The organism is Stenotrophomonas sp. AR029, assembly GCF_047520695.2.
In the GTDB taxonomy this organism is placed as follows: Bacteria; Pseudomonadota; Gammaproteobacteria; order Xanthomonadales; family Xanthomonadaceae; genus Stenotrophomonas; species Stenotrophomonas sepilia.
The window spans coordinates 20,843-40,997 of record NZ_JAXBQQ020000005.1 but is presented as its reverse complement, the minus strand read 5'-3'; the positions used below and the strand labels follow the sequence as shown (position 1 = coordinate 40,997).

Genomic DNA, 20,155 nt, shown 5'->3' with positions numbered 1-20,155 from the left:
CGATGAGTGATTCTCCCACGCCCACCACTTCGGCCCCGCTGCTGACTCCGATGCTCGCGGCTGATCTGGCCGACTTTTGCCTGCGCACGATCGGTCCGAGCCGCGTGCGGCTCATTGGTGAAGCGTTGGCGCACTTGCGTGCACCGCTTCTGGCGGCCGGGTGTGAAGTGTCCAAAGTTGAATCGGTCACGTCTGGCGATGCAGCGGCCGAAACGGTCATCGCGTGGGCCAGCTGCGATGAGGAGTGCAGCAGGTTCCTTGCGCCGTACGCGTCTGCCGTGGTCACTGTCGGACCGGCGGGCGCCGCGCAGGAGGCCCAGATGTGGGTCGCACAGGCGGCCAATCTGGGCTGGCAGCAGCACCCGGCGATATTCGCCTTGCCGGGCGCACCGGCCGACCTAACCGTTCGGGTCTTTGCACGCTCCGGTGTCAGCGTAACCGACCCTGCCTCGTTGCTGCGCGCCAGTTACCATGGCTTGGCCGCGGCACTCGTACGCCCTGGCGATGCCGTGGTGGCTATGGATGCGGCCGAGGGAGATCTGTGGCGCATCGTTCTGCAGCAATCGCGCTGCAGCTGGCTAGGGGTGGTCGACGACAAGCGCCGCCCAGAGAGCGAGCCGGGTGTCGAGTGGCTCGGCAGCATCCAGTGGCAGTCGGTCCCCAGGCAGATCGACATGGTGGTAACCCGGCTCTCTCATGACGGCACCGACTGGTCACAGGAGGTGCAAGCCGCGCATGCCGCTCTGGTCCGTAGCGGTCGCTTGGTGATTGCCGTGCCGCTCTATTCGGGCCGCAATCCGGTGCAGCAGGATCTGCTGGGGCTGCTGGAGCAATCAGGGCTGGTGATTGACCGTGCGTGGTGGCAGAGCCTGACGCGTCCTCCAGGCCCGGAGCAGTTCATCGAAGTGTCGCGCGACGCTGCCGACCAGCTCAAGATCGATTCGGACAGCATCGCTATCGCCGACGCGCTGGTGCTGCTGGCGGTCAAGGTAGATGGTCCGGGGATTATGCAGGAACCGTCGCTGAAGGTGCCGAACCACATCGCCTTCCAGCGCGACTATCTTGATGCCAGTGTAGTGCGCCTGATCGTCGCAGTTGGCCTGCGGCTTGAATCGGCGACGCTGCGGCGGCCGATAGCGCGCAAGGTGATGCATGAGGCTCCGGTAGATTCGGCGGACTACGGCGCCGCTCTTTGCGTACTGCTTTATGACCCGGTGGCACTGGAAGGTCGTGGCCGTGCTGAGCTGCTTGCTGCTGCTCGACTTTACATCGACGCACCCGCTGCTAACCCTACCGTACTCCGGTGGCAGGTGTCGCTGGCGTTCGCCGTCGCATCCCTGCATCAGTCCGCCGGTGATCTTGATCAGGCCGCCGAGTTGTACGGCAGGGTTCTCGCCTTCGACGTCCTGACCTTCAGCCCGCTGTTGGGTACAAAAACCGCCGCCGCCGCGCTGCGGCTGGGGTGGATACATTTTGGTCGGGGCGCTCTTCCAGCGGCGCGGCAAGCGTGGGCGCGCGGTTTGGACGAAGCCCGGCGCATTGCTTCACAGCCTGATTGGTCGGCCGTCATCGGTGACTGCAATGCACCGGAAGTCTTCGCCATGCCCGAATTTGCTGCGGTCATGGATGAGGCGGGCTGTCTGGCGTCAGCGTTGCGACTGACCGCAGAAACGCCGCTTCGGCCAGGCTTGGCTTGGCAATGGAGCAATCGCTCCTTGCGTCTGCAGCTGTTGGAAGCGCGCACTGAGCAACAACGCCGGCAGATCTGGCAGGACAACCTGCAGGAGGCGAAGGACTGGCTGGATGGGCAGTACCATCAGCTGAACGCCGAGCTAGCCCGCCGCGAACAAGTGATCCAGACGCTGGGCTCAACAGCTCGGACGCTGGCCATCGAGAACGAAGGCGCACGAGCTGCATTCCGATTGGCGCATCTGCATGCGGTCGGCGAGAAGGAGGCTCTTTCTCAGCAGCTGCACGCCCTGCATTCAGAATACGATCGATTGTTTGCCGAGCATCAACACTTGATCAATGCCAACCAACAGTTGATCGGTGCGGCACAGCAACTCAGCGCCGCCACCGGTGCCATCATGTCAGGGGAGTCGCAGAGCCGGTTTCCGGCCGAGTCCATCGCAGAGGAAATGTTCCGGCTTGCTAATGCGCTCGATCGGCTTCCGCTGAAACCATTGGTTCGCAAAGTACTGCGCGCTCTTGCCGCGCGGCTTGGGAGGAAATGACGCGATGATTTCCCGGTTGACCGCTGTCATTGACCCAGACTGCGAACGTGCATTCGGCACGTGCCTTGTTGCGCAGCTAGATGTTGATCTTTCCATGCAGATGACCCGGAAGTCAGCTGCCTGGGAGCTTAGTAGGAAGCCAGTCCGATGAATCATGATTTGAGTGTGGTCGTAACTTTTCATCGTGAAGGAATACTCGCCCATGCGTCACTGAGAAGCTACCTGCACGCCAGGGAGCTAGCAGTTCGGGCGGGCATCACTACCGAGATGGTGTTGGTTCTGGACAATGCTGATGCCGAGACTACGAGCATGATCCGATCTCATCCGGATCTGCGAGGTGATGAGAGCATTCTGGAGCTTTCATTGGGAGATGCTGCACTCGCACGTAACGCGGGGATTCGGCAGGCTGATGGAACCTATGTGTGCACGCTTGATGGTGACGATCTGGTAAGTCGTGATTACTTCGTGAAGCACGTGGAGTTCGCGCGGAGCGCGGGTGAACGGGTCATCCTTCATTCTGAGATCGTTATCAGCTTCGGCGCCAAGAATCTATTCAGCTGGCAGGTTGATCAAAGCACCATGCCGTTTTCGAAAGACATGCTGATTTCCGTAAACCCCTGGGTGAGTGCGGTGTTCGCGCGTCGCGAAGTGTTCGCGGAGGTTCCCTATGTGGCATGTTTCCCGCTGCAGACTGGCTTCGGATATGAGGACTGGCACTGGAGCTGTGCAACTGTTGCTGCAGGCTTTGAACATAGAGTTGTGCCTGGTACGGCCTACTTCTACAGAATCAAGGAGTCCGGCTCCGTAAACTCGGTGAGTAATTCCATAGGAGTCGTGATGCCCCCAAGTGACCTTTTTGGATTTGGAGGGCTGCGATGATCAGGCGTTTCTTCGCCCTTGTCCGCCGCGTAAGCGTTCGTCAACTGATCCGCAATCCACGTGCGGAATTGGGGCGTATTCTTGCCTGGTTTTCGAGGAGGCTGGAAAGAGTAGGCACGGTGATATCGCATGGGCAGCCCGAGATCCCGGCGTGGTTGCAAGAGGAAATGATTTCATTGGCGAGCGTGGAGCCTGGGCTGCTGTCCGACCATGGCGCCCCGGACCACTACCGGCACTATGGCATTCCCTTCATAACCAAGCCCGGCGAAATCTATCGTCAACTCCTGTCCGAGGTGGGCGAGCGTCCGTACACCCACGTCATGATCCTGCCATGGTTGGTCCGTGGTGGGGCGGATCGCGGTGCCCTTTATCACCTCGAGGCCTGGGCAGAATGCATGCCAACTGGCGATATTCTGGTGCTGCTGACCGAGGGGGGAGAATCCGCCTGGGCTCATCGCGTACCCGAAGGTGTGAAGGTTGTTGAATTCGGCAAGATCGTAGGTTCGATGGGTATGGAGGGGCAAGTACAGTTGATGACCCGCTTGCTGGTGCAGTTGCAGCCAGAGGTCGTGCACAACATCAACTCGCGAACCGCTTGGGAATCGATCAAGATGTTCGGTATTGCATTGCGGCAGCGTTCGCGACTGTATGCATCATTGTTCTGTGACGACCATGACGAGAACATGGTTCCTGTTGGGTACGCGCGACGGTACTTGCGCTCCTGCTATCCGCATCTGGCCCAGGTGTTCTGCGACAACTCTGTGTATCCAGACCGGTGGTCCAGGGAGATTGGCGTTCCGCGCGCCATTTTCACCGTGATGAAGTTTCCTTACGATCGTGAAGTCGTGGAGAAGGTAGATTCGTTCGATCTCCCGGTGTCCCCGCGTATCTTGTGGGCAGGACGGTTTGATCGACAGAAGCGCCCTGATGTGCTGCTTGCAATTGCCAAAGCGATGCCTGACGTACTGTTTGATGTTCACGGCGTGTCCGTGCTTGGTCCTCAACATCCTGCCATGGCGCAGTTGGGTGCTCTGCGCAACGTAACTTTGCACGGCCCCTTCGTTCGTTTCGAAGAAATTGTGCGATCAGACCATGCGGCCTATCTTTTTACGTCGTCGTGGGAGGGCTTGCCCACCATTCTGCTCGACGCCGCAGCCGCTGGCTTGCCTATCGTTGCGCCCGCTGTAGGGGGCGTCGTAGATCTGATCGAAAGAGATTGGCTCGTTGATGACCCTGATGATGCGGGCGCGCATGTTCAGCGCCTGCGATCCCTGATTTCCGAGTCTCAACTGCGGAGGCTTCGCAGGGCCAACCAGTATCGCGCCCTTTCAAGCGGACGCAGCTGGGTGGATTTCAGGACCTCCATTTGTTCAATCGAAGGCTATGCCAGGAACGCTGGGGCATGATCATTGGTCGTGGAATGGTCGCTACAGCGTTCGCCCCCGTCTGGCAGGATGATCGGCACGTGTGCATCCTCGCCGCTGGAGTATCGAATTCGAGGGAAGTAGACCCGGCGCAGTTCGAGCGTGAAGAGCTCCTGGTGAGATCTGTAATGGCGGCAGATGTTGGCAGGGTCGTGTACTTTGGCAGTTGTGCCGTGGGCAACCCAAACGAGACCGAGAGTCCTTACCTTGTCCACAAACGACGGATGGAGAGTCTGGTCATCGCGGATCCGCGTGGACGTGTTCTGCGCTTGCCCCAGGTAGTGGGCCGTGGCGGAAACCCAGGGACCCTGACCAATTTTCTAAGTGCGCGGATTTCTAGCGGCGAGTACTTCGAGGTATGGAAAAATGCAGAGCGCAATCTGATTGATGTCGATGATGTCTGCGCGCTTGCCACCCACGTCATTCGGAGTGATGAAAGATATCCTCGGGTAGTCTCGCTCGCTGACCCGGTCTCGACCCCTATGCTGTCCATCGTGCAAGCCATGGAGGAGTCGGTGGGCAGGGTTGGCAACTACGGCCTTCTCGACAAAGGGGCTCCATTCATAATTGATGCAAGCGACTGCAGCCGGGCTGCCGGGGAAATTGGAATCGGCTTCGACAGGAACTATTACAAAAGGGTCATTGCCAAGTACTATTCAATCTCCTAGCCCCAGGCTCTCCATGACCCGGCGCGGAACGGATTGGCGTTAGCGGCGCACGACTTGAACACTTCTAGGTAATTTCCGATGGCAAAGCCGCATTTGAGTGCGATCGTCACCTTTCACAAGGAGGGACTGCTTGCACACACAGCGCTGAGATCATATGCGCTTTCCCGCGCCGTCGCGGGGCAGGCAGGGTTGCATGTGCAGCTCGTTCTTGTGCTGGACAACGCTGACGTAACAACAAGTAGCTATGTCAAGAACCATTTTTGCCTGGACGGATCGGAATGTGTTGTCGTGACCAATGTCGCCGACCTGGCTCTTGCCCGCAACGTTGGGGTGGCCAATGCGACGGCTGACTATGTCTGTACGCTCGATGGCGACGACCTGATTTCGCGGGAGTACTTTGCCCGCCATCTCCAGGAGGCAGGCCGGCGTGAAGGACGCTTCATCTTGCACCCAGAGCTGGTGCTCAGCTTTGGAATGTACAACGCATTCAATTGGCAGCCCGACCAGGAAGGCCCTTACTACGATCCCAGGTCAATGCTTTCGGTCAACCCCTGGATCAGTGCGGCCTTTTCAACCAGAAAGGTTTTCGAAGAGATTCCCTACGTTGCGTGCTATCCCAGCAGTACGGGCTTCGGATATGAGGACTGGTATTGGAACTGTGAGACGATCGCGCGGGGTGTTGTGCACGGAATTGCGCCGCACAGTGCCTATTTTTACAGGCGGAAGGTTTCGGGGTCGTTGAACCAGGCAAGCCATGCGATGAAAACAGTGGTTCCAAAGACAGTCTTCTTTGAACCAGGAGCCGTGGAGGGTGGGGCATGAGCGCCATCCATCGCGCATTGGCATGGGGCAAGCGCGTGCTTGGTGCGGTGGCGCCAAGTCCACGTGCTTCTGCTGAGAGCGCGGGGGGCGCGCTCCCGATCGATGCCCCCAGCGTTCCCGCCATGCCGAAATGGTTGCAGGACGAGATCTTCGAGATAGGGCACCTGGACCCGGATCTGGTTCCTCCAGGGGACGTTCTGGATCGCTATCAGTTCTACTCCGTGCCATCGTTACCCGCCGCAGGGGCGGCCTATGCAGAGCTGCTCACGCATTTGAATGATGCGTGTTTCACCCATGTGCTGGTGATTCCCTGGCTCAAGCCGGGTGGTGCCGATCGCGGAATTATTTATCATGCACAGGCGATACTGGAGTCGAAGGAAGATAATCGACTGCTTCTCCTCGGCACTGAACCCGGGGATTCTCCCTGGGCATCGCGCTTGCCGGCGTCGGCCGTGTACGTCTCCCTTGGAAACATTGTGGAGCGTCTGTCCTTGGATGATCAGGCGCGAGTACTGGTGCGATTGCTTGTTCAGCAAAGACCGCGCGTTATCCATGTTGTCAATTCGCGGGTTGGTTGGGAGGTCGTGCGCCAGTATGGATTGGCGTTGCGCCAGTATTCGGCCCTTTATGCCTCGTTGTTCTGCGATGACTACAGCCAGAGAATGTTGCCGGTCGGCTACGCGCGCGACTACCTGCGCGATTGCCATGCCGTCTTCAATACTATTTTCTGTGACAACTCGCAGTATCCGAGGATCTGGAACGAAGATCTTGGGATTCCACAGAGAAGCTTTACCGTCCTCCCATTCCCGTACGACGGAAAAGTGCCGCCTGTCGGCGCAAAAGCCAGGACAGAGGATGGTGCACGGCGCGTTCTCTGGGCGGGTCGTCTTGATCGCCAGAAGCGCCCGGATGTGCTGGCCGGAATTGCAGAAGCTATGCCGCACGTTGAGTTCGACGTGTTCGGCACACAGGTAATGTCCGGGGACAACGCGGCGATCGAGCGGCTCAAGGCGCTGCCGAATGTTGTACTTCACGGCGAGTTCCAGCGTCTTGAAGCAGTAGTTGGTGGAAATCACTTCGCCTACCTGCATACCAGTGCATGGGAGGGAACGCCTACGATCCTGTTCGATGCCGCATCTTCCATGCTTCCCATCTGTGCGCCTGCAGTGGGGGGGATTCTGGATTTTCTAGAACCGGAATCCCTCATCGCTGATTACGAAGACGTCGCCGCATTCGTTTCTCAGCTGGAAGTATTGCGCTTGTCGCCGCAGGAGCGAGAGCTTCGCGTCTCAAGGCAGTTGGACATGTTGCGCCGAACCAGGCAGTGGGGAGAGTTCTCCTCCAGATTGGAGGCCGCAGGTCCGTACCTCCGGGCTGGGTGTCGGGGGGCTGAGTATGCCGCAGTCGGACCATCCGATGGTATCGGGAGCATCACGTGAAGGTCGTGGTCACTGGCGGGGCTGGGTATATCGGCTCACACACGGTTGTCGAGCTGCTGGAGCGCGGCCACGATGTGCATGTTGTTGATAACTTACAAAACAGTGAGCGCGGCGTAATAGATCGTATCGAGGGACTGGTCGGCAAGCCTGTGTCATTCTCCGAACTGGACATCCTTGAAAGCTCGGCGCTGACGAATTGTCTGATCGAGACCCGACCGGACGCTGTGATCCATTTCGCCGCACTGAAATCTGTTGGCGAGAGCATCTCCATGCCATTGGAGTATTACAGGGTCAACGTTGAAGGAACCATCTCGCTGCTGTCGGCGATGGACGCAGCTGGCTGCAGCAGGTTGGTGTTCAGCTCTTCAGCGACCATCTATGGCGAGCCCGAAAAGTGCCCTGTTCCGGAGACCGCTTCGTTGCGGCCGCCGACGCCTTATGGGCGCACGAAACTTGCTTCCGAATGGGTCATTCGTGACTGCGTAGAAGCCCCGGACAGTAAATTGAGTGCCGTCCTACTTAGGTATTTCAATCCTGTGGGCGCGCACCCCAGTGGTCTTATTGGAGAGTTGCCACGGGGGCTACCCAACAATCTTGCGCCCTACATCACGCAGACTGCGGCGGGTCTCCGGTCGCATGTACGAGTGTTTGGTGCGGACTATCCAACTCCTGACGGCACGGGGGTCAGGGATTTCATCCACGTGGTTGATCTGGCAGCCGCGCATGTGGCGGCGTTGCACGTCTTGGACGGCCCCGATGGAAGGGCGCTGACCCTAAACCTGGGCACCGGACGGCCCTATTCGGTACTGGAGATGATCCAAGCCTTCAGTGATGTCGTCGGTCATCCTGTTCCATACGAAGTCGTTGAACGCCGTGCTGGAGATATCGTTGAGTCTTGGGCCGACCCATCACGGGCAGAGGCGCTCCTTGATTGGCGAGCCACCCGCTCGCTCAGGGAGATCTGTGAAGACGCATGGCGTTGGCAGCGCAACCTGTCGTGCCAAGCTCTGGATGGCTGATCGGTACGATCCAACCAGATCTGTATACTCCCGCCCGAGGCTTGCGGGCTGCTGACCAGCGCCTGCACATTGGTGGTTCCAGATCAGGGGTCTAGTGAATGCGATATGTTCTTGCCATGCGGTCCGAGATGGATCCTGTCCCGCTGTCGGAACTGATGCGCGGACTATGGCTGCTTTGTGCCGGTGTAGCGGTTGCCTGCATTCTGGCGCGTATACCGTTCTTGATCGCCCCTGGGTTGTCCATCGACTCCTATTCCAACCTCGATGGTTGGCCGCCCATGGAGCGCTTCGTAAGCCAGGGCCGCTTTGGGCAGTTCTTGCTATTCCAGGCGATGCAGGGAATGGGTGTAGATCCAGAGACTTTTGCCACGTTGTTCCAAGGCGTCGGGCTGATCTGCTTTTCCTTCACCGCACCTCTGTTCTTCGCTGCGTTCGACAAACCTGGTGAGACAAGAGCGTTTGCTGTTTGTGTTCCTGCGCTGCTGTTGGTGCTGCATCCGTTTCAGGCGGAGATCCTGACGTTCTCCGAGGCGTCATTCTCTGCACTATTGGCGATTGCGATGGGCATCGTTGCAGTCTTCATCACTGTCCGCGCCCCGCGTCTGTGGTGGTTAGGCTGCGTGCTGCTGATCGCTGCACTTTCAATGTACCAGCTCGTATTGAACTACGTCGGCATCATGGTGCTGCTAGGACTTGTGAGAGCGTGTCTCGAGGAGCCAGATGTCGCTGGGCGGCGGTGGCGGAACTATTTTCCGGCTGCCGCAGCCGGGACGACCGCTGCGCTCGCTGTCGTTCTGTACCTGGTCATCAACAAGCTGCTCCTCTCCGTGCTTGGTGTGCCAGTTGACCAGCGTGGTCAGATGATCTCTCTCGACCAGCTGAGCACCCGAATCGGTGAGATTGCGGAGCTGGCAAAATGGCTGTTTTCCCATCCTCTTCTGGTGACAACCGCGTCTGCCGTTGGCACCGCGTTCTGGTCGCTGGTCATCAGTGGCTGGGTGGCTGTGTGCTGGTTGCTGCTACGCAGTTGGCGCAGGGAGACGCCATTGGCTCTGGCGGCAGTGCTGGTGGCACCGTTGGTTGGCCTAGGCGTTGTAGCGGTGGGTGCGACTTGGTGGCCGGTGCCCCGGGTGCTGGGCGGCCTTGTGGCGATCTTCGCCGCTGGCTGTTTCTGGTTATGCCTGTATGCAAGGAACATCGCTACCCGTGGCTCGGTCAGCCTGCTGGCAGGCCTGCTGCTGATCTCTTCGATTGCGATCGGTCATCGCATCCACAACGACCAACGGCAACTGAATACCTTTGACTCCTTCCTGGCCGAGCAGATCATGGCGTCGCTGAGAGGGCTTGACGGATACACCGAACAGACACCCATTGCAGTGGTGAATACAAAGATGCGCTGGACACATGGCGTTCCCCTTGCAACCACGTGGATGGATATGAACATCTCCGCTTTCTACATATCCAGCGCGGTACCGGCCCGGATGGCGCTTTCCACGGGACGTAAGCTGAACTTCCGGCAGGCGAGTGAGCAGGACGTCGCCGCGTGCGCAAATGCTCCTGCATGGCCTGAAGGCGGGTTCGTGTCAATGCAGGCGGGGGGCGGCGCGCTGGTCTGCCTCTGAGTTCACCTGCGTGCGTCCAGATTCCTCGACGACGCGCGCCTTGGGCATGCTGGACCTGACGCGCAGCACACGTAACAGTATCGTCCTGGCCGGCACTTCGACAATCAGGTGAAGGCCAATACTTGCACTGACTGCTGCAAGCAGTACGGTTACCTGTGCTACGTGAAGACCGAATGCTTCAATCAGGGGCGGCTGAAGCATCAGTTTGAAGTAGTACTGGTGTATCAGATAGAAGGCAAACGACGCTTCGCTCAAAAGGATCGGGATGCGCCACCGTATTCCGACACCGAGCTCTCAAGACGCGCAAGCGTGACTACAGTGATCACGAACATCGCCGCATACGGCATGATCCGAATCAACGGCGCCTTCTTCTGGACTCCCATCGTGAGCACGACTGCTGCGGTGGTGAGCAGCAATACTCCCGTCCAGGCCCGGTGACTTAGCCACTGGTTGTAGCGGGCTACCAGCACGAAGCTGCCGATTCCTGCGATGAACTCGCCCGGCCGGATCAATGGCAAGCGGTACAGCCACCGATGCGAGCTGTCGGAGTTCGATGAGCCAAGTGCCGCCAACTCCGGCCTGAACTCGTAGTAGAGCGCCGCGACTGTGGGAATCAGCAACCCGCCGATGATAAGCACGGGCCCCAGCCATCTGCTGCGAAATGGGGCAACGGCAGCGGCAATGAATGGAAAGGTCAGGTAGAAGAAGCGTTCTACCGATGGAGTCCACGCTTCTGCCAGAGGCGCGAACGAGACGTTGACGTTCCCGCTCCAGGCTTGAGTGAACGTCAGGTGCGCCCAGAGTCGGGGGTCACCTTCTTGCGCAGCTTTGATGATGAAGGGGGCGGACGCGGGCAGCCAGCCAGAGCGGAAGCATTCGTGCACCGCGCTTTCAGTAGAACGAGAGCGTTGAGCCGAGACCAATCGTAGACAGCCGTTCCAGATTCGAGGCAGCGAGCACGAAGCCGCTCAAGACGAAGAAGAACGAGACGCCTACTTGCACGTTGGACGCGAAGGTCCGGAAGAAGTCGCTCAGCATGGAAGCATATTCCATAGCGGACGACTGATGAACGTAAACCAGAGGAGCAGCAATGAAGCGGGCGACAGTCAGGTTGTTGAGCGCTGGCTATCCATGCATCAAGAGTTCGCGCGCTTGGTGGAAAGCACTAGTTTAGTCAGTACGTACGACAGCGGCAGGGTGGCACAGATTGAGAGGAGGGGTGCAATCGTCTTGTGGATGCCAAATCCAGACACCGCAGCGTGCAGGACAATTGCGCCCGCCAGATAGGTGACCAGGTAAACCAGCGGAAACAACAACAGCTTGCGCAGGCTGTGCTGTGCGCGGAAGACAAATCGGGTATTGATCAGATAGCTAAGCAGAATGCCGGAGGCGAAGCTGATCGCATAAGCAATGCGGTAGTCCATGATAAGCAGCAACAACCAGTAGAGCACGAAAGTGCTACCGGTGTTGAGGACACCGCCCGCGAGGAAGCGGGCGATGGTTGCAAGCGATGTGTGCAATGTTAGCTCGCTGCGACAGCGGTTAGTTTGATGAATTCATCGTACTGTCTGATGTACTCATCGCCGTCGTAATTCTCGGAGGCAAAGACCAGCAGAACGGCACCAGGTGAGTACTGGTACTGCGTGCCCCAGATCATGGGGGGAAGGTGCAGGCCTACGCTTGGCGAATCCAGGACGAACTCATCACGACGCGTGCCGTCGTCCGCGAGAACCCGAACACTGCCCTTGACGCAGATCAGGAACTGATGGCAGATCCGATGCGCGTGTTCGCCACGCGTTTCCTGGCTGGGAACATCGAAGACAAGGAAGTATCGTTTGGGTTCGAAGGGAAGGTCCTTCGAGAACTCACCGACCGAAAGTGCGCCTCGGAGGTCCTGATAGCGAGGAAGCTCATGCAGCTTCACGCCCGCGACCGAACTAACTCTAGCTTCGTCCGCAGCTGCCTGCGGTGCAGGATGCTGTGCGCGGCTATCAGTCACATACCCGACGATTCGCGCAGGATTTCCCACGACGATCGCGTTCGGAGGTACCGAGCGGGTGATGACTGCGCCAGCGCCGACCATGGCGCCGCTACCGATCCGAATGCCAGGCAGGATCGTGGCATTTGCTCCAATGGAGGCACCAGCCTCCACGAACGTCTCCGCATACGCCTCGGGGTGCTGGCGGGATCGGGGGAATCGGTCATTGGTGAAGGTCGCATTCGGGCCGACGAATACGTCGTTAGCTAGCCTTACACCGTCCCACAGTTGTACGCCACATTTAACGGTGACACGGTCGCCGACGACGACATTGCCTTCAACGAAGACGCCATCGCAGATATTGCAGTCCTCACCGATCACGGCTCCGGGCAGGACATGCGCGAAGGCCCAGATTCGGGTGCCTTTGCCGATGCTCACCGATTCGCAAAGTGAATTGGGATGGCAGAAGTAGTTCATCAGTCGCGCTCCGTGAAGGTTTCCAGAGATTGCAGAATGGAAAGAGGGCGTGCCTTGGTGTTCTCGAACGTACGCCAGGCATAAGCGCCCACGACGCCCAGTCCCAACGAGTTCAAGGCACCAAAGAACAGGATGGCTACCATCGTCCCGGCGTAGCCTGGCACGGCAACCAGGCCGGAGATCTTCGCAGCGAGAATAAGAAATGAAAGGCCGACGCCCGCGCCTAGGGACAGCACACCGAGAGCCATGAGCAGTCGAATGGGGAGGTCGGTAAACGAGAAGACGCTATCGGACAAGTAGCGCAGTTTCTTCTTGAGCGTCCAGGCGCTCTTTCCGTGTTCACGGCGAAGCCGTCTGTAAGGCACGAACTGGCGTCGCCCTCCCAGCCAGAACAGCTGGGCGAGCAGGCTCGTGTTGCTCTCCTTCAACTGAAGCAGGCGGTCACGCATCGAATGGGTGACGGCGAAGATATCCACGCCTCCCTTCGGAATGTCGGGCATGACGAAGCGCCGATACAGTGCCCAGAATGCCTCCGATGCCAGCTTGGAGAGACCAGGGTCATCTCGCGACTCTCTGACCCCCATCGCGATATCCGTGTCTCCAACCGCGAGCGCCTTGAAAAGATCAAGCACCAGTTCCGGAGGTTCTTGGAGATCGGCTGCCATCACGGCGATGATGGAGTTCTTGGCGTGCTCCAGCCCGACTCGGATGGCCGAGAACGCACCGAAATTTCTGGACAAGGCAATCAGCTGAGAATCAAATCCGGCGGCCGGCAGCTGCTCACGAAGCCGTGCGTAGCTTTGATCCGGGCTGCCGTCGACGACGAAAACCGCCTCGAACGGTACCTGTGCGCTCGCCTTAATGGACGCCAGTGCAGCGATGAGCTTGGCAATGGACCCTTCGTTGCCGTACACCGGGACAACGACGGTCAGTGTTGGATTCAGAAGCTGTTGCATGCTTCAATCACGCGATCAACTTCCACGTCGGTCAGCTCAGGGAAGCAGGGCAGCGTAATCACCGCAGTGCAGTCCAACTCGGTGACCGGTAGCTCTAGATCCGCGTAGCGCCCGCCATGGCAGGGCTGACGATGGTCGGGAATCGGGTAGTGGATGTCAGTCTGGATGCCCAGGCTGGCAAGGTGTTGCTGAAGCGCGCTCCGTGCCTCACTGCGCACGACGTACAGGTGTGCAACATAGGATGCGCCACTGCTCTGGTTGACGCGAATCTTCGGATTGATGATGCCAGAGCTGTAGCGCTGCGCAACCTCTCGGCGACGTTCGTTCCACTGATCCAGATGCGGAAGCATCAACAGCAGCATGCTTGCCTGCATTTCATCCAGCCGGCTGTTGCGACCGCCAGCCAAGCCGTTGGTGTACTTCTGCGTCCAACCGTACTGACGCAGCATGCGCACGCGCTCGGCCAGGTCGGCCCGGCGGGTGATCACGGCGCCACCATCGCCGAGTGCGCCGAGATTCTTGGTCGGGTAGAAGCTGAAGCTGGCGATATCACCGAACGAGCCTGCCAGACCGCTCGCGTTGCGCGCGCCATGGGCCTGTGCGCAGTCTTCCAGCAGGCCCACGCCATGGGCCTTGCACAGCGCCGAAATGGCTTCGACATCTGCCAGTTGACCGTAGAGGTGGGTGACGATGACTACCTTGATGCCGCCAGCGACCAGTGCAGCTTCCAGCAGCGCCGGGTCCATGGTCGCGGTGCCTTCAGCGATGTCGATGAAGACCGGTTCCGCGCCACAGGCCAGCACCGCCGATGTGCCGTACATCGCTGCATTGGCGACTACCGCAACCTGGTCCTGTGCCGTTACGCCCAAGGCGCGCAGTGACAGCTCCAGCGCATCGGTACCGTTGGCAACGCTGATGCAGTGGTCGACCCCGCAGTAACTGGCAAAGGCAGATTCGAACGATCGGACATTCGGGCCCAGGACAAAATAGCCGCTGCCAACCACCTCGGTCGCCGCCGCCGCGAGTGCATCCTTCAAAGGTTCGATATGACGTGACAGGGAGTTGACTGGAATGGCTTCAGGCAGCATTGGGATCGGATCTGTGTTGGATGGAAGGAACTGTCTGGGGAATCCAGAGGGCGGTGGGCGCTGAACGGACCTGTGCCAGTCGGTCAATCGTCGAAGGCACCGGAATTGTACTCACTCCTCGCGGCGGCCCCAATGCAGGCAAGCGACAATATTCCTGTCGGTTGCCATCCGAATGCGAATGGCAACCTTGCAACATCAAAGAGCTGCTTCCAGCTCCGGCAGGATCGCAAACAGATCCCCGACCAGGCCGATATCGGCAATCTCGAAGATCGGCGCGTCGCCGTCCTTGTTGATCGCCACGATCGTGCCTGCATCCTTGATGCCGGTCAGGTGCTGGATGGCGCCACTGATGCCGACGGCCACGTAAAGCTCCGGCGCGATGATCTTGCCGGTCTGGCCCACCTGCAGGTCGCTGGGCACGTAGCCGGCATCGACCGCGGCACGCGAGGCACCGACGGCGGCACCGAGCTTGTCGGCCAGCTGGAAGATGACCTTGAAGTTTTCTTCCGAACCGACGCCGCGGCCACCGGAGACCACGCGCTTGGCGCTCTGCAGGTCCGGGCGGTCGCTGGCACCAGCGGCGAGGCCGACGAAGCGGGTGTGGGTCGGCAGGACAGCATCGACGCTGGCTGCTTCGATGGCGGCGCTGCCGCCCTGGGCCGCTTCCGGCCACGAGGCGGCACGCACGGTGGCGACCACGATCTGGTCGGCCGGGGCTTCCACGGTGATGATCGCGTTGCCGGCGTAGATCGGGCGCTTGAAGGTGTGGCTGCCTTCAACGCTCATCAGGTCGGAGACCTGGTTGACGCCGAGCAGGGCGGCCACGCACGGCATCAGGTCCTTGCCGAAGGTGGTCGACGGGCCGAACACGTGGGTGTAGCCCTTGGCCAGCTGCGCGATCTGCGGCGCCAGCACCTGCGCGATGGGCTGCGCGTTCGCAGCGTTGGCCACGGTCAGGACCTTGGCGACGCCGGTGATCTTCGCGGCCTCGGCGGCAACGGCGGCCGGGTCGGCGGCCAGCACCAGCACGTCGATGCTGGCACCGCCGATGGCGGCAGCAGCGCTGACGGTCTTGGCGGTGGCGGCGTTGAGCTTGCCGTCGTGGTGCTCGGCGATGACGAGAATCTTGCTCATTACAGCAGCCCCTTCTGCTTGAGTGCGGCCACCAGTTCGGCCGCGTCCTTGACCATCACACCCTTGCTGCGCTTGGACGGTGCGGCGTACTGGGTGGTCTTGAAGGTGTCGGCGGCTTCAACGCCGAGGTCGGCCAGCTGCAGGGTCTCCAGCGGCTTGGCCTTGGCCTTCATGATGTCCGGCAGCTTGATGAAGCGCGGCTCGTTCAGGCGCAGGTCGGTGGTGACCACCGCCGGCAGATCGACTTCCAGCGTTTCCAGGCCGGCGTCGACTTCGCGGGTCACCGTGGCCTTGCCGTCGGCAATGCCCAGCTTGCTGGCGAAGGTCGCCTGCGGGCGGCCCCACAGCGTGGCCAGCATCTGGCCGGTCTGGTTGGCGTCGTCGTCGATGGCCTGCTTGCCGAGGATCACCAGGTCCGGCTGTTCCTTCTCGATCAGCTTGAGCAGGGTCCGTGCGGCGGTCAGCGGCTGGATGGCCTGGTCGGTGACCACATGGATGGCGCGGTTGGCGCCCATGGCCAGGCCGTTGCGCAGGTGCGCCTGGGCATCTGCGGGGGCAATGCTGGCAACCACGACTTCGCTGGCGATGCCCTTGTCGCGCAGGCGCAGGGCTTCTTCCAGGGCGATTTCATCGAAGGGGTTGGGGGACAGCTTGACGCCGTCGGTGACCACGCCGGAACCGTCCGGCTTGACCTGAATGCGGACGTTATAGTCCACCACGCGCTTGTACGCGACGAGGATTTTCATCTGGTACGGGGTCCTTCAATAACGGAGAGAACGTCCGGTCCTGCAACAGCAACCGGTTCGGGGGTGGGATCCTGATTCTAGCTGGCTTGAGGGGACCATGCGAATGCGTATGGTTATGCTGCGCTGCGGCATGGCTCGCGTGAATCCAGTGCGTCGTTCACGTCACGCAGGCAGTCGTGAAGACGAACCACATGTATCCTGTGCTGCTGTGCTGGGGTGCTTCATGGCGCCCCTTGGATGAATTTCGATCAGGAGAACAGGTAGTGCCCACATGGCTTGTCACCGGCGGTGCCGGATTCATTGGCGGTAACTTCGTTCTCGAGGCCGTCGCACGTGGCGTCAAGGTCATCAATCTCGACGCCCTGACCTATGCCGGCAACCTGAAGACCCTGTCCAGCCTGGACGGCAACCCGAACCATGTGTTCGTGCAGGGTGACATCGGCGACAGCGCCCTGGTCACCCGCCTGCTGGCCGAACACCAGCCGGACGCGGTGCTCAATTTCGCCGCCGAGAGCCACGTCGACCGTTCCATCGATGGCCCGGGTGCGTTCATCCAGACCAATGTAGTGGGGACCCTGGGCCTGCTGGAAGCCGTGCGTGATTACTGGAAGGCGTTGCCGGCCGAGCAGGGCGCGGCCTTCCGCTTCCTGCACGTGTCCACCGACGAGGTGTACGGCACCCTGGGCGAGACCGGCAAGTTCAGCGAAACCACGCCGTACGCCCCGAATTCCCCGTATTCGGCGTCGAAGGCCGCTTCGGACCACCTGGTGCGTGCCTTCCACCACACCTACGGGCTGCCGGTGCTGACCACCAACTGCTCCAACAACTACGGCCCGTATCACTTCCCGGAGAAGCTGATCCCGCTGGTGATCGCCAAGGCGCTGGCCGGCGAGCCGCTGCCGGTGTACGGCGATGGCAAGCAGGTGCGCGACTGGCTGTTCGTTTCCGACCACTGTGAGGCGATCCGCACCGTGCTGGCCAAGGGCAAGGTCGGCGAGACCTACAACGTCGGCGGCAATTCGGAAAAGCAGAACATCGAAGTGGTGCAGGCGATCTGCGCCCTGCTGGACCAGCGCCGCCCGCGCGCGGATGGCCAGCCGCGCAGCAGCCAGATCACCTATGTCACCGACCGCCCCGGCCATGATCGCCGCTATGCGATCGATGCGTCCAAGCTGAAGAACGATCTGGGCTGGGAACCGGCCTACACCTTCGAGCAGGGCATCGCCTTTACCGTCGACTGGTACCTGGACAACCAGGACTGGGTCAACGGCGTGCTGGACGGCAGCTACCGTCTGCAGCGCATCGGCACTGCGGCCTGAACCCTGGAGACGACATGACGCAGCGTAAAGGCATCATCCTCGCCGGCGGCTCCGGCACCCGGCTGTATCCGATCACCAAGGGCGTCAGCAAGCAGCTGCTGCCGGTGTACGACAAGCCGATGATCTACTACCCGCTCAGCGTGCTGATGCTGGCGGGCATCCGCGAAGTTCTGATCATCAACACCCCGCACGAGCAGGCGCTGTTCCAGCAGCTGCTGGGCGACGGCTCGCAGTGGGGTATGGACATCCAGTACGCGGTGCAGCCGAGTCCGGACGGCCTCGCCCAGGCCTACCTGATCGGCCGCGACTTTGTCGCTGGCAAGCCGAGCTGCCTGGTGCTGGGGGATAACATCTTCCACGGCCACGGACTGCGTGAGGTACTCAAGCGTGCCGACGAGCGCGTGCACGGCTCGACCGTGTTCGGCTACTGGGTGAATGATCCGGAACGTTATGGCGTGGCCGAGTTCGATCAGAGCGGGAAGGTGATCGACTTGGTCGAGAAGCCAGAAAACCCACGCTCGAACTATGCAGTGACTGGCCTGTATTTCTACGACGGCAACGCCAGCGATTACGCGGCCGAACTGAAGCCGTCGCCGCGTGGCGAACTGGAGATCACTGATCTCAACAAGCGCTACCTGGCCGAAGGCAACCTGCACCTTGAGGCGCTCGGTCGTGGCTATGCGTGGCTGGATACCGGTACCCACCAGTCGCTGCTGGAAGCATCCAACTTCATCGAGACCATCCAAACCCGCCAGGGCCTGCAGGTCTGCTGCCCGGAAGAAATCGCGTTCGGCAAGGGCTGGATCAGCGCCGAGCAGCTGGAAGCACTGGCTGCACCGCTGATCAAGAATGGCTACGGCCAGTACCTGCACAAGCTCGCTCTGCGTGGAGTCGTTCCTTGAAGGTAATCGAGACAAGCCTGCCCGGATGCAAGATCGTCGAACCTGCCGTGTTCGGTGACGCCCGGGGGTTTTTCTTTGAAACATGGAATGCCGACCGATTCGCAGAAGCGGGTCTGGTCAGCAGCTTCGTACAAAGCAATATGTCCTCTTCAAGCAAGGGCGTCCTACGCGGCATTCACTATCAGTGGCCTCGCCCGCAGGGCAAGTTGATCTCCGTCCTTGAGGGCGAGGTCTACGACGTGGCGGTCGATATCCGCCGCGGCTCGCCTACGTTTGGACGCTGGGAAGCGGTGATCCTCAGTGCCGAAAACAAGCGGCAGTTCTTGATACCCGAGGGTTTCGCCCATGGTTTCGTAGTGCTTTCCGAAACTGCGCTGTTCAACTATCTCTGCACCGATGTGTACTTAAAGGAAGCTGATGCGGCTATTCGTTGGAATGACGCCGATGTCGCAATCGACTGGCCGATCAGCGCACCGACCCTGTCGGCCAAGGACGAGAATGCTCCCTTCCTGAAGGACATTGCTGAAGACCGCCTACCGGTCTACGTGCCATGACCGTGCTGGTGTTGGGTGGCAATGGCCAGGTTGGCCAGGAGCTGCTGCGCGCGCTGGTGCCGCTGGGCAAGGTGGTCGCGACCACCCGCAGCGGCCAGCTGCCGGACGGCAGTGCGTGCGAAACGGCCGACTTCGGCCAGCCCGACGGCCTGCCGGCACTGCTGGATCGCGTGCAGCCGTCGGTTGTGGTCAATGCCGCGGCCTACACGGCGGTGGATCGTGCCGAACAGGATGCGGACGCTGCGTTCGCCGCCAACGCGCAGGCACCGGGCGTGATCGCGCGCTGGTGTGCGGCGCATGGCGTGCCGTTCGTGCATTACTCCACCGACTACGTGTTCGACGGCCAGGGCAGCGCGCCCTACCGCGAGGACGAGCCGACCGCACCGCTGGGCGTGTATGGCACCAGCAAGCGCGATGGCGAGGACGCGGTGCGTGCGGCCGGTGGCCGCCATCTGATTTTCCGCACGGCGTGGGTGTATGCCTCGCACGGCGCGAATTTCCTGCGCACCATGCTGCGCGTCGGGGCCGAGCGCGATGCGTTGCGGGTGGTGGCCGACCAGGTCGGCACGCCGACGCCTGCCGCGCTGATCGCCGATGTCACCCTGCAGGCGTTGCAGCATCCCGGGCAGCTGTCCGGGACCTGGCACCTGACCGCCAGCGGCCAGACCAGCTGGCATGGTTTTGCCGAGGCGATCTTCGCCGAAGCGTTGGCTACCGGCGTGTTGGCCAAGGTGCCGACGGTCGAGGCGATTCCCAGCTCCGAGTATCCGACCCCGGCCAAGCGTCCAGCCTGGTCGGTGCTGGACAACCGCAAGCTGCAGCAGGATTTCGGTATCGTGCTGCCAACCTGGCAGGACGGCCTGAAGCGGGTGATGGCGGAGCTGGCCTGATGGC

General features: G+C 60.6%; 20 protein-coding genes. 12 read left to right on the top strand and 8 right to left on the bottom strand.

The features are described from left to right. The first annotated feature begins 2 nt into the window (after positions 1-2). The 8 genes from ACM0PB_RS15610 (at position 3) to ACM0PB_RS15575 (ending at position 10,107) form a co-directional block, all read left to right on the top strand. Positions 3-2,234 carry a hypothetical protein gene (locus ACM0PB_RS15610; RefSeq protein WP_414604603.1) on the top strand — a complete coding sequence of 744 codons (2,232 nt, stop codon included), beginning with the start codon at positions 3-5 and terminating at the stop codon, positions 2,232-2,234. Between the two features lie 147 nt (positions 2,235-2,381). Then, positions 2,382-3,113 carry a glycosyltransferase gene (locus tag ACM0PB_RS15605; RefSeq protein WP_414604602.1) on the top strand — a complete coding sequence of 244 codons (732 nt, stop codon included), beginning with the start codon at positions 2,382-2,384 and terminating at the stop codon, positions 3,111-3,113. After that, positions 3,110-4,519, top strand: coding sequence for a glycosyltransferase family 4 protein (locus tag ACM0PB_RS15600; RefSeq protein WP_414604601.1), 1,410 nt, complete (start codon positions 3,110-3,112; stop codon positions 4,517-4,519). The genes ACM0PB_RS15605 and ACM0PB_RS15600 overlap by 4 nt, the downstream gene beginning before the upstream one ends. Then, positions 4,516-5,205: an NAD-dependent epimerase/dehydratase family protein gene (locus tag ACM0PB_RS15595; RefSeq protein ID WP_414604600.1), complete on the top strand. Its 690-nt coding sequence runs from the start codon at positions 4,516-4,518 to the stop codon at positions 5,203-5,205. The genes ACM0PB_RS15600 and ACM0PB_RS15595 overlap by 4 nt, the downstream gene beginning before the upstream one ends. A 78-nt stretch (positions 5,206-5,283) precedes the next feature. Then, positions 5,284-6,027 (top strand): glycosyltransferase, encoded by a 744-nt coding sequence (locus ACM0PB_RS15590; RefSeq protein ID WP_414604599.1) that lies wholly within the window; start codon positions 5,284-5,286, stop codon positions 6,025-6,027. Then, positions 6,024-7,466, top strand: a complete 1,443-nt coding sequence (locus ACM0PB_RS15585) for a glycosyltransferase (RefSeq protein ID WP_414604597.1) — start codon at positions 6,024-6,026, stop codon at positions 7,464-7,466. Before ACM0PB_RS15590 ends, ACM0PB_RS15585 begins: the two co-directional genes overlap by 4 nt. Next, complete coding sequence (gene galE, locus ACM0PB_RS15580; protein WP_414604596.1) at positions 7,463-8,485, top strand: UDP-glucose 4-epimerase GalE; 1,023 nt, start codon at positions 7,463-7,465, stop codon at positions 8,483-8,485. The genes ACM0PB_RS15585 and galE overlap by 4 nt, the downstream gene beginning before the upstream one ends. A gap of 128 nt (positions 8,486-8,613) precedes the next feature. Next, positions 8,614-10,107, top strand: a complete 1,494-nt coding sequence (locus ACM0PB_RS15575) for a glucosyltransferase domain-containing protein (protein ID WP_414604595.1) — start codon at positions 8,614-8,616, stop codon at positions 10,105-10,107. A 251-nt stretch (positions 10,108-10,358) separates the two neighbouring features. On the opposite strand, the gene ACM0PB_RS15570 is transcribed toward ACM0PB_RS15575, so the two are convergent. The 8 genes from ACM0PB_RS15570 to ACM0PB_RS15535 all read right to left on the bottom strand — a co-directional run bounded on the left by ACM0PB_RS15570 (position 10,359) and on the right by ACM0PB_RS15535 (position 16,486). Next, positions 10,359-10,991 carry a hypothetical protein gene (locus ACM0PB_RS15570; protein ID WP_414604594.1) on the bottom strand — a complete coding sequence of 211 codons (633 nt, stop codon included), beginning with the start codon at positions 10,989-10,991 and terminating at the stop codon, positions 10,359-10,361. 7 nt (positions 10,992-10,998) lie between these two features. Next, positions 10,999-11,145 (bottom strand): hypothetical protein, encoded by a 147-nt coding sequence (locus ACM0PB_RS15565; RefSeq protein WP_414604593.1) that lies wholly within the window; start codon positions 11,143-11,145, stop codon positions 10,999-11,001. A 98-nt stretch (positions 11,146-11,243) separates the two neighbouring features. Continuing rightward, positions 11,244-11,627, bottom strand: coding sequence for a GtrA family protein (locus ACM0PB_RS15560; protein WP_414604592.1), 384 nt, complete (start codon positions 11,625-11,627; stop codon positions 11,244-11,246). A 2-nt stretch (positions 11,628-11,629) separates the two neighbouring features. Next, positions 11,630-12,562, bottom strand: coding sequence for a WxcM-like domain-containing protein (locus tag ACM0PB_RS15555; RefSeq protein ID WP_414604591.1), 933 nt, complete (start codon positions 12,560-12,562; stop codon positions 11,630-11,632). Beyond that, a complete protein-coding gene (locus ACM0PB_RS15550) occupies positions 12,562-13,518 on the bottom strand; it encodes a glycosyltransferase family 2 protein (RefSeq protein ID WP_414604590.1) in 957 nt (318 codons plus the stop codon). Before ACM0PB_RS15550 ends, ACM0PB_RS15555 begins: the two co-directional genes overlap by 1 nt. Next, entirely contained in the window at positions 13,503-14,606 is a 1,104-nt protein-coding gene (locus ACM0PB_RS15545) for a DegT/DnrJ/EryC1/StrS family aminotransferase (protein ID WP_414604589.1), read from the bottom strand. Before ACM0PB_RS15545 ends, ACM0PB_RS15550 begins: the two co-directional genes overlap by 16 nt. Before the next feature lie 195 nt (positions 14,607-14,801). Then, positions 14,802-15,740: an electron transfer flavoprotein subunit alpha/FixB family protein gene (locus tag ACM0PB_RS15540; RefSeq protein ID WP_414604588.1), complete on the bottom strand. Its 939-nt coding sequence runs from the start codon at positions 15,738-15,740 to the stop codon at positions 14,802-14,804. After that, positions 15,740-16,486, bottom strand: coding sequence for an electron transfer flavoprotein subunit beta/FixA family protein (locus ACM0PB_RS15535; RefSeq protein ID WP_414604587.1), 747 nt, complete (start codon positions 16,484-16,486; stop codon positions 15,740-15,742). Before ACM0PB_RS15535 ends, ACM0PB_RS15540 begins: the two co-directional genes overlap by 1 nt. Positions 16,487-16,749: 263 nt before the next feature. Here ACM0PB_RS15535 and rfbB point away from each other — a divergent pair, with 263 nt between their 5' ends. From rfbB to rfbD, 4 genes are read left to right on the top strand one after another with little or no spacing between them, the layout of a single operon-like run. Then, positions 16,750-17,805 (top strand): dTDP-glucose 4,6-dehydratase, encoded by a 1,056-nt coding sequence (rfbB, locus tag ACM0PB_RS15530; protein ID WP_005415187.1) that lies wholly within the window; start codon positions 16,750-16,752, stop codon positions 17,803-17,805. 14 nt (positions 17,806-17,819) lie between these two features. After that, on the top strand, positions 17,820-18,707 hold the full coding sequence (gene rfbA, locus ACM0PB_RS15525) for a glucose-1-phosphate thymidylyltransferase RfbA (RefSeq protein ID WP_414604586.1): 888 nt from the start codon (positions 17,820-17,822) through the stop codon (positions 18,705-18,707). Next, entirely contained in the window at positions 18,704-19,261 is a 558-nt protein-coding gene (gene rfbC, locus ACM0PB_RS15520; protein WP_414604585.1) for a dTDP-4-dehydrorhamnose 3,5-epimerase, read from the top strand. The genes rfbA and rfbC overlap by 4 nt, the downstream gene beginning before the upstream one ends. Further along, complete coding sequence (gene rfbD / locus ACM0PB_RS15515) at positions 19,258-20,151, top strand: dTDP-4-dehydrorhamnose reductase (RefSeq protein WP_414604584.1); 894 nt, start codon at positions 19,258-19,260, stop codon at positions 20,149-20,151. Before rfbC ends, rfbD begins: the two co-directional genes overlap by 4 nt. Positions 20,152-20,155: the final 4 nt, after the last annotated feature.

Coding starts and splice junctions, on each gene's coding strand:
- ACM0PB_RS15595 (WP_414604600.1), top strand. CDS start 4,516: ATGATCATTGGTCGTGGAATGGTCGCTACAGCGTTCGCCCCCGTCTGG.
- ACM0PB_RS15540 (WP_414604588.1), bottom strand. CDS start 15,740: ATGAGCAAGATTCTCGTCATCGCCGAGCACCACGACGGCAAGCTCAAC.
- ACM0PB_RS15535 (WP_414604587.1), bottom strand. CDS start 16,486: ATGAAAATCCTCGTCGCGTACAAGCGCGTGGTGGACTATAACGTCCGC.
- ACM0PB_RS15590 (WP_414604599.1), top strand. CDS start 5,284: ATGGCAAAGCCGCATTTGAGTGCGATCGTCACCTTTCACAAGGAGGGA.
- ACM0PB_RS15565 (WP_414604593.1), bottom strand. CDS start 11,145: ATGCTGAGCGACTTCTTCCGGACCTTCGCGTCCAACGTGCAAGTAGGC.
- ACM0PB_RS15555 (WP_414604591.1), bottom strand. CDS start 12,562: ATGAACTACTTCTGCCATCCCAATTCACTTTGCGAATCGGTGAGCATC.
- ACM0PB_RS15585 (WP_414604597.1), top strand. CDS start 6,024: ATGAGCGCCATCCATCGCGCATTGGCATGGGGCAAGCGCGTGCTTGGT.
- ACM0PB_RS15610 (WP_414604603.1), top strand. CDS start 3: ATGAGTGATTCTCCCACGCCCACCACTTCGGCCCCGCTGCTGACTCCG.
- ACM0PB_RS15575 (WP_414604595.1), top strand. CDS start 8,614: ATGGATCCTGTCCCGCTGTCGGAACTGATGCGCGGACTATGGCTGCTT.
- rfbD (WP_414604584.1), top strand. CDS start 19,258: ATGACCGTGCTGGTGTTGGGTGGCAATGGCCAGGTTGGCCAGGAGCTG.
- ACM0PB_RS15545 (WP_414604589.1), bottom strand. CDS start 14,606: ATGCTGCCTGAAGCCATTCCAGTCAACTCCCTGTCACGTCATATCGAA.
- rfbA (WP_414604586.1), top strand. CDS start 17,820: ATGACGCAGCGTAAAGGCATCATCCTCGCCGGCGGCTCCGGCACCCGG.
- ACM0PB_RS15600 (WP_414604601.1), top strand. CDS start 3,110: ATGATCAGGCGTTTCTTCGCCCTTGTCCGCCGCGTAAGCGTTCGTCAA.
- ACM0PB_RS15550 (WP_414604590.1), bottom strand. CDS start 13,518: ATGCAACAGCTTCTGAATCCAACACTGACCGTCGTTGTCCCGGTGTAC.
- ACM0PB_RS15605 (WP_414604602.1), top strand. CDS start 2,382: ATGAATCATGATTTGAGTGTGGTCGTAACTTTTCATCGTGAAGGAATA.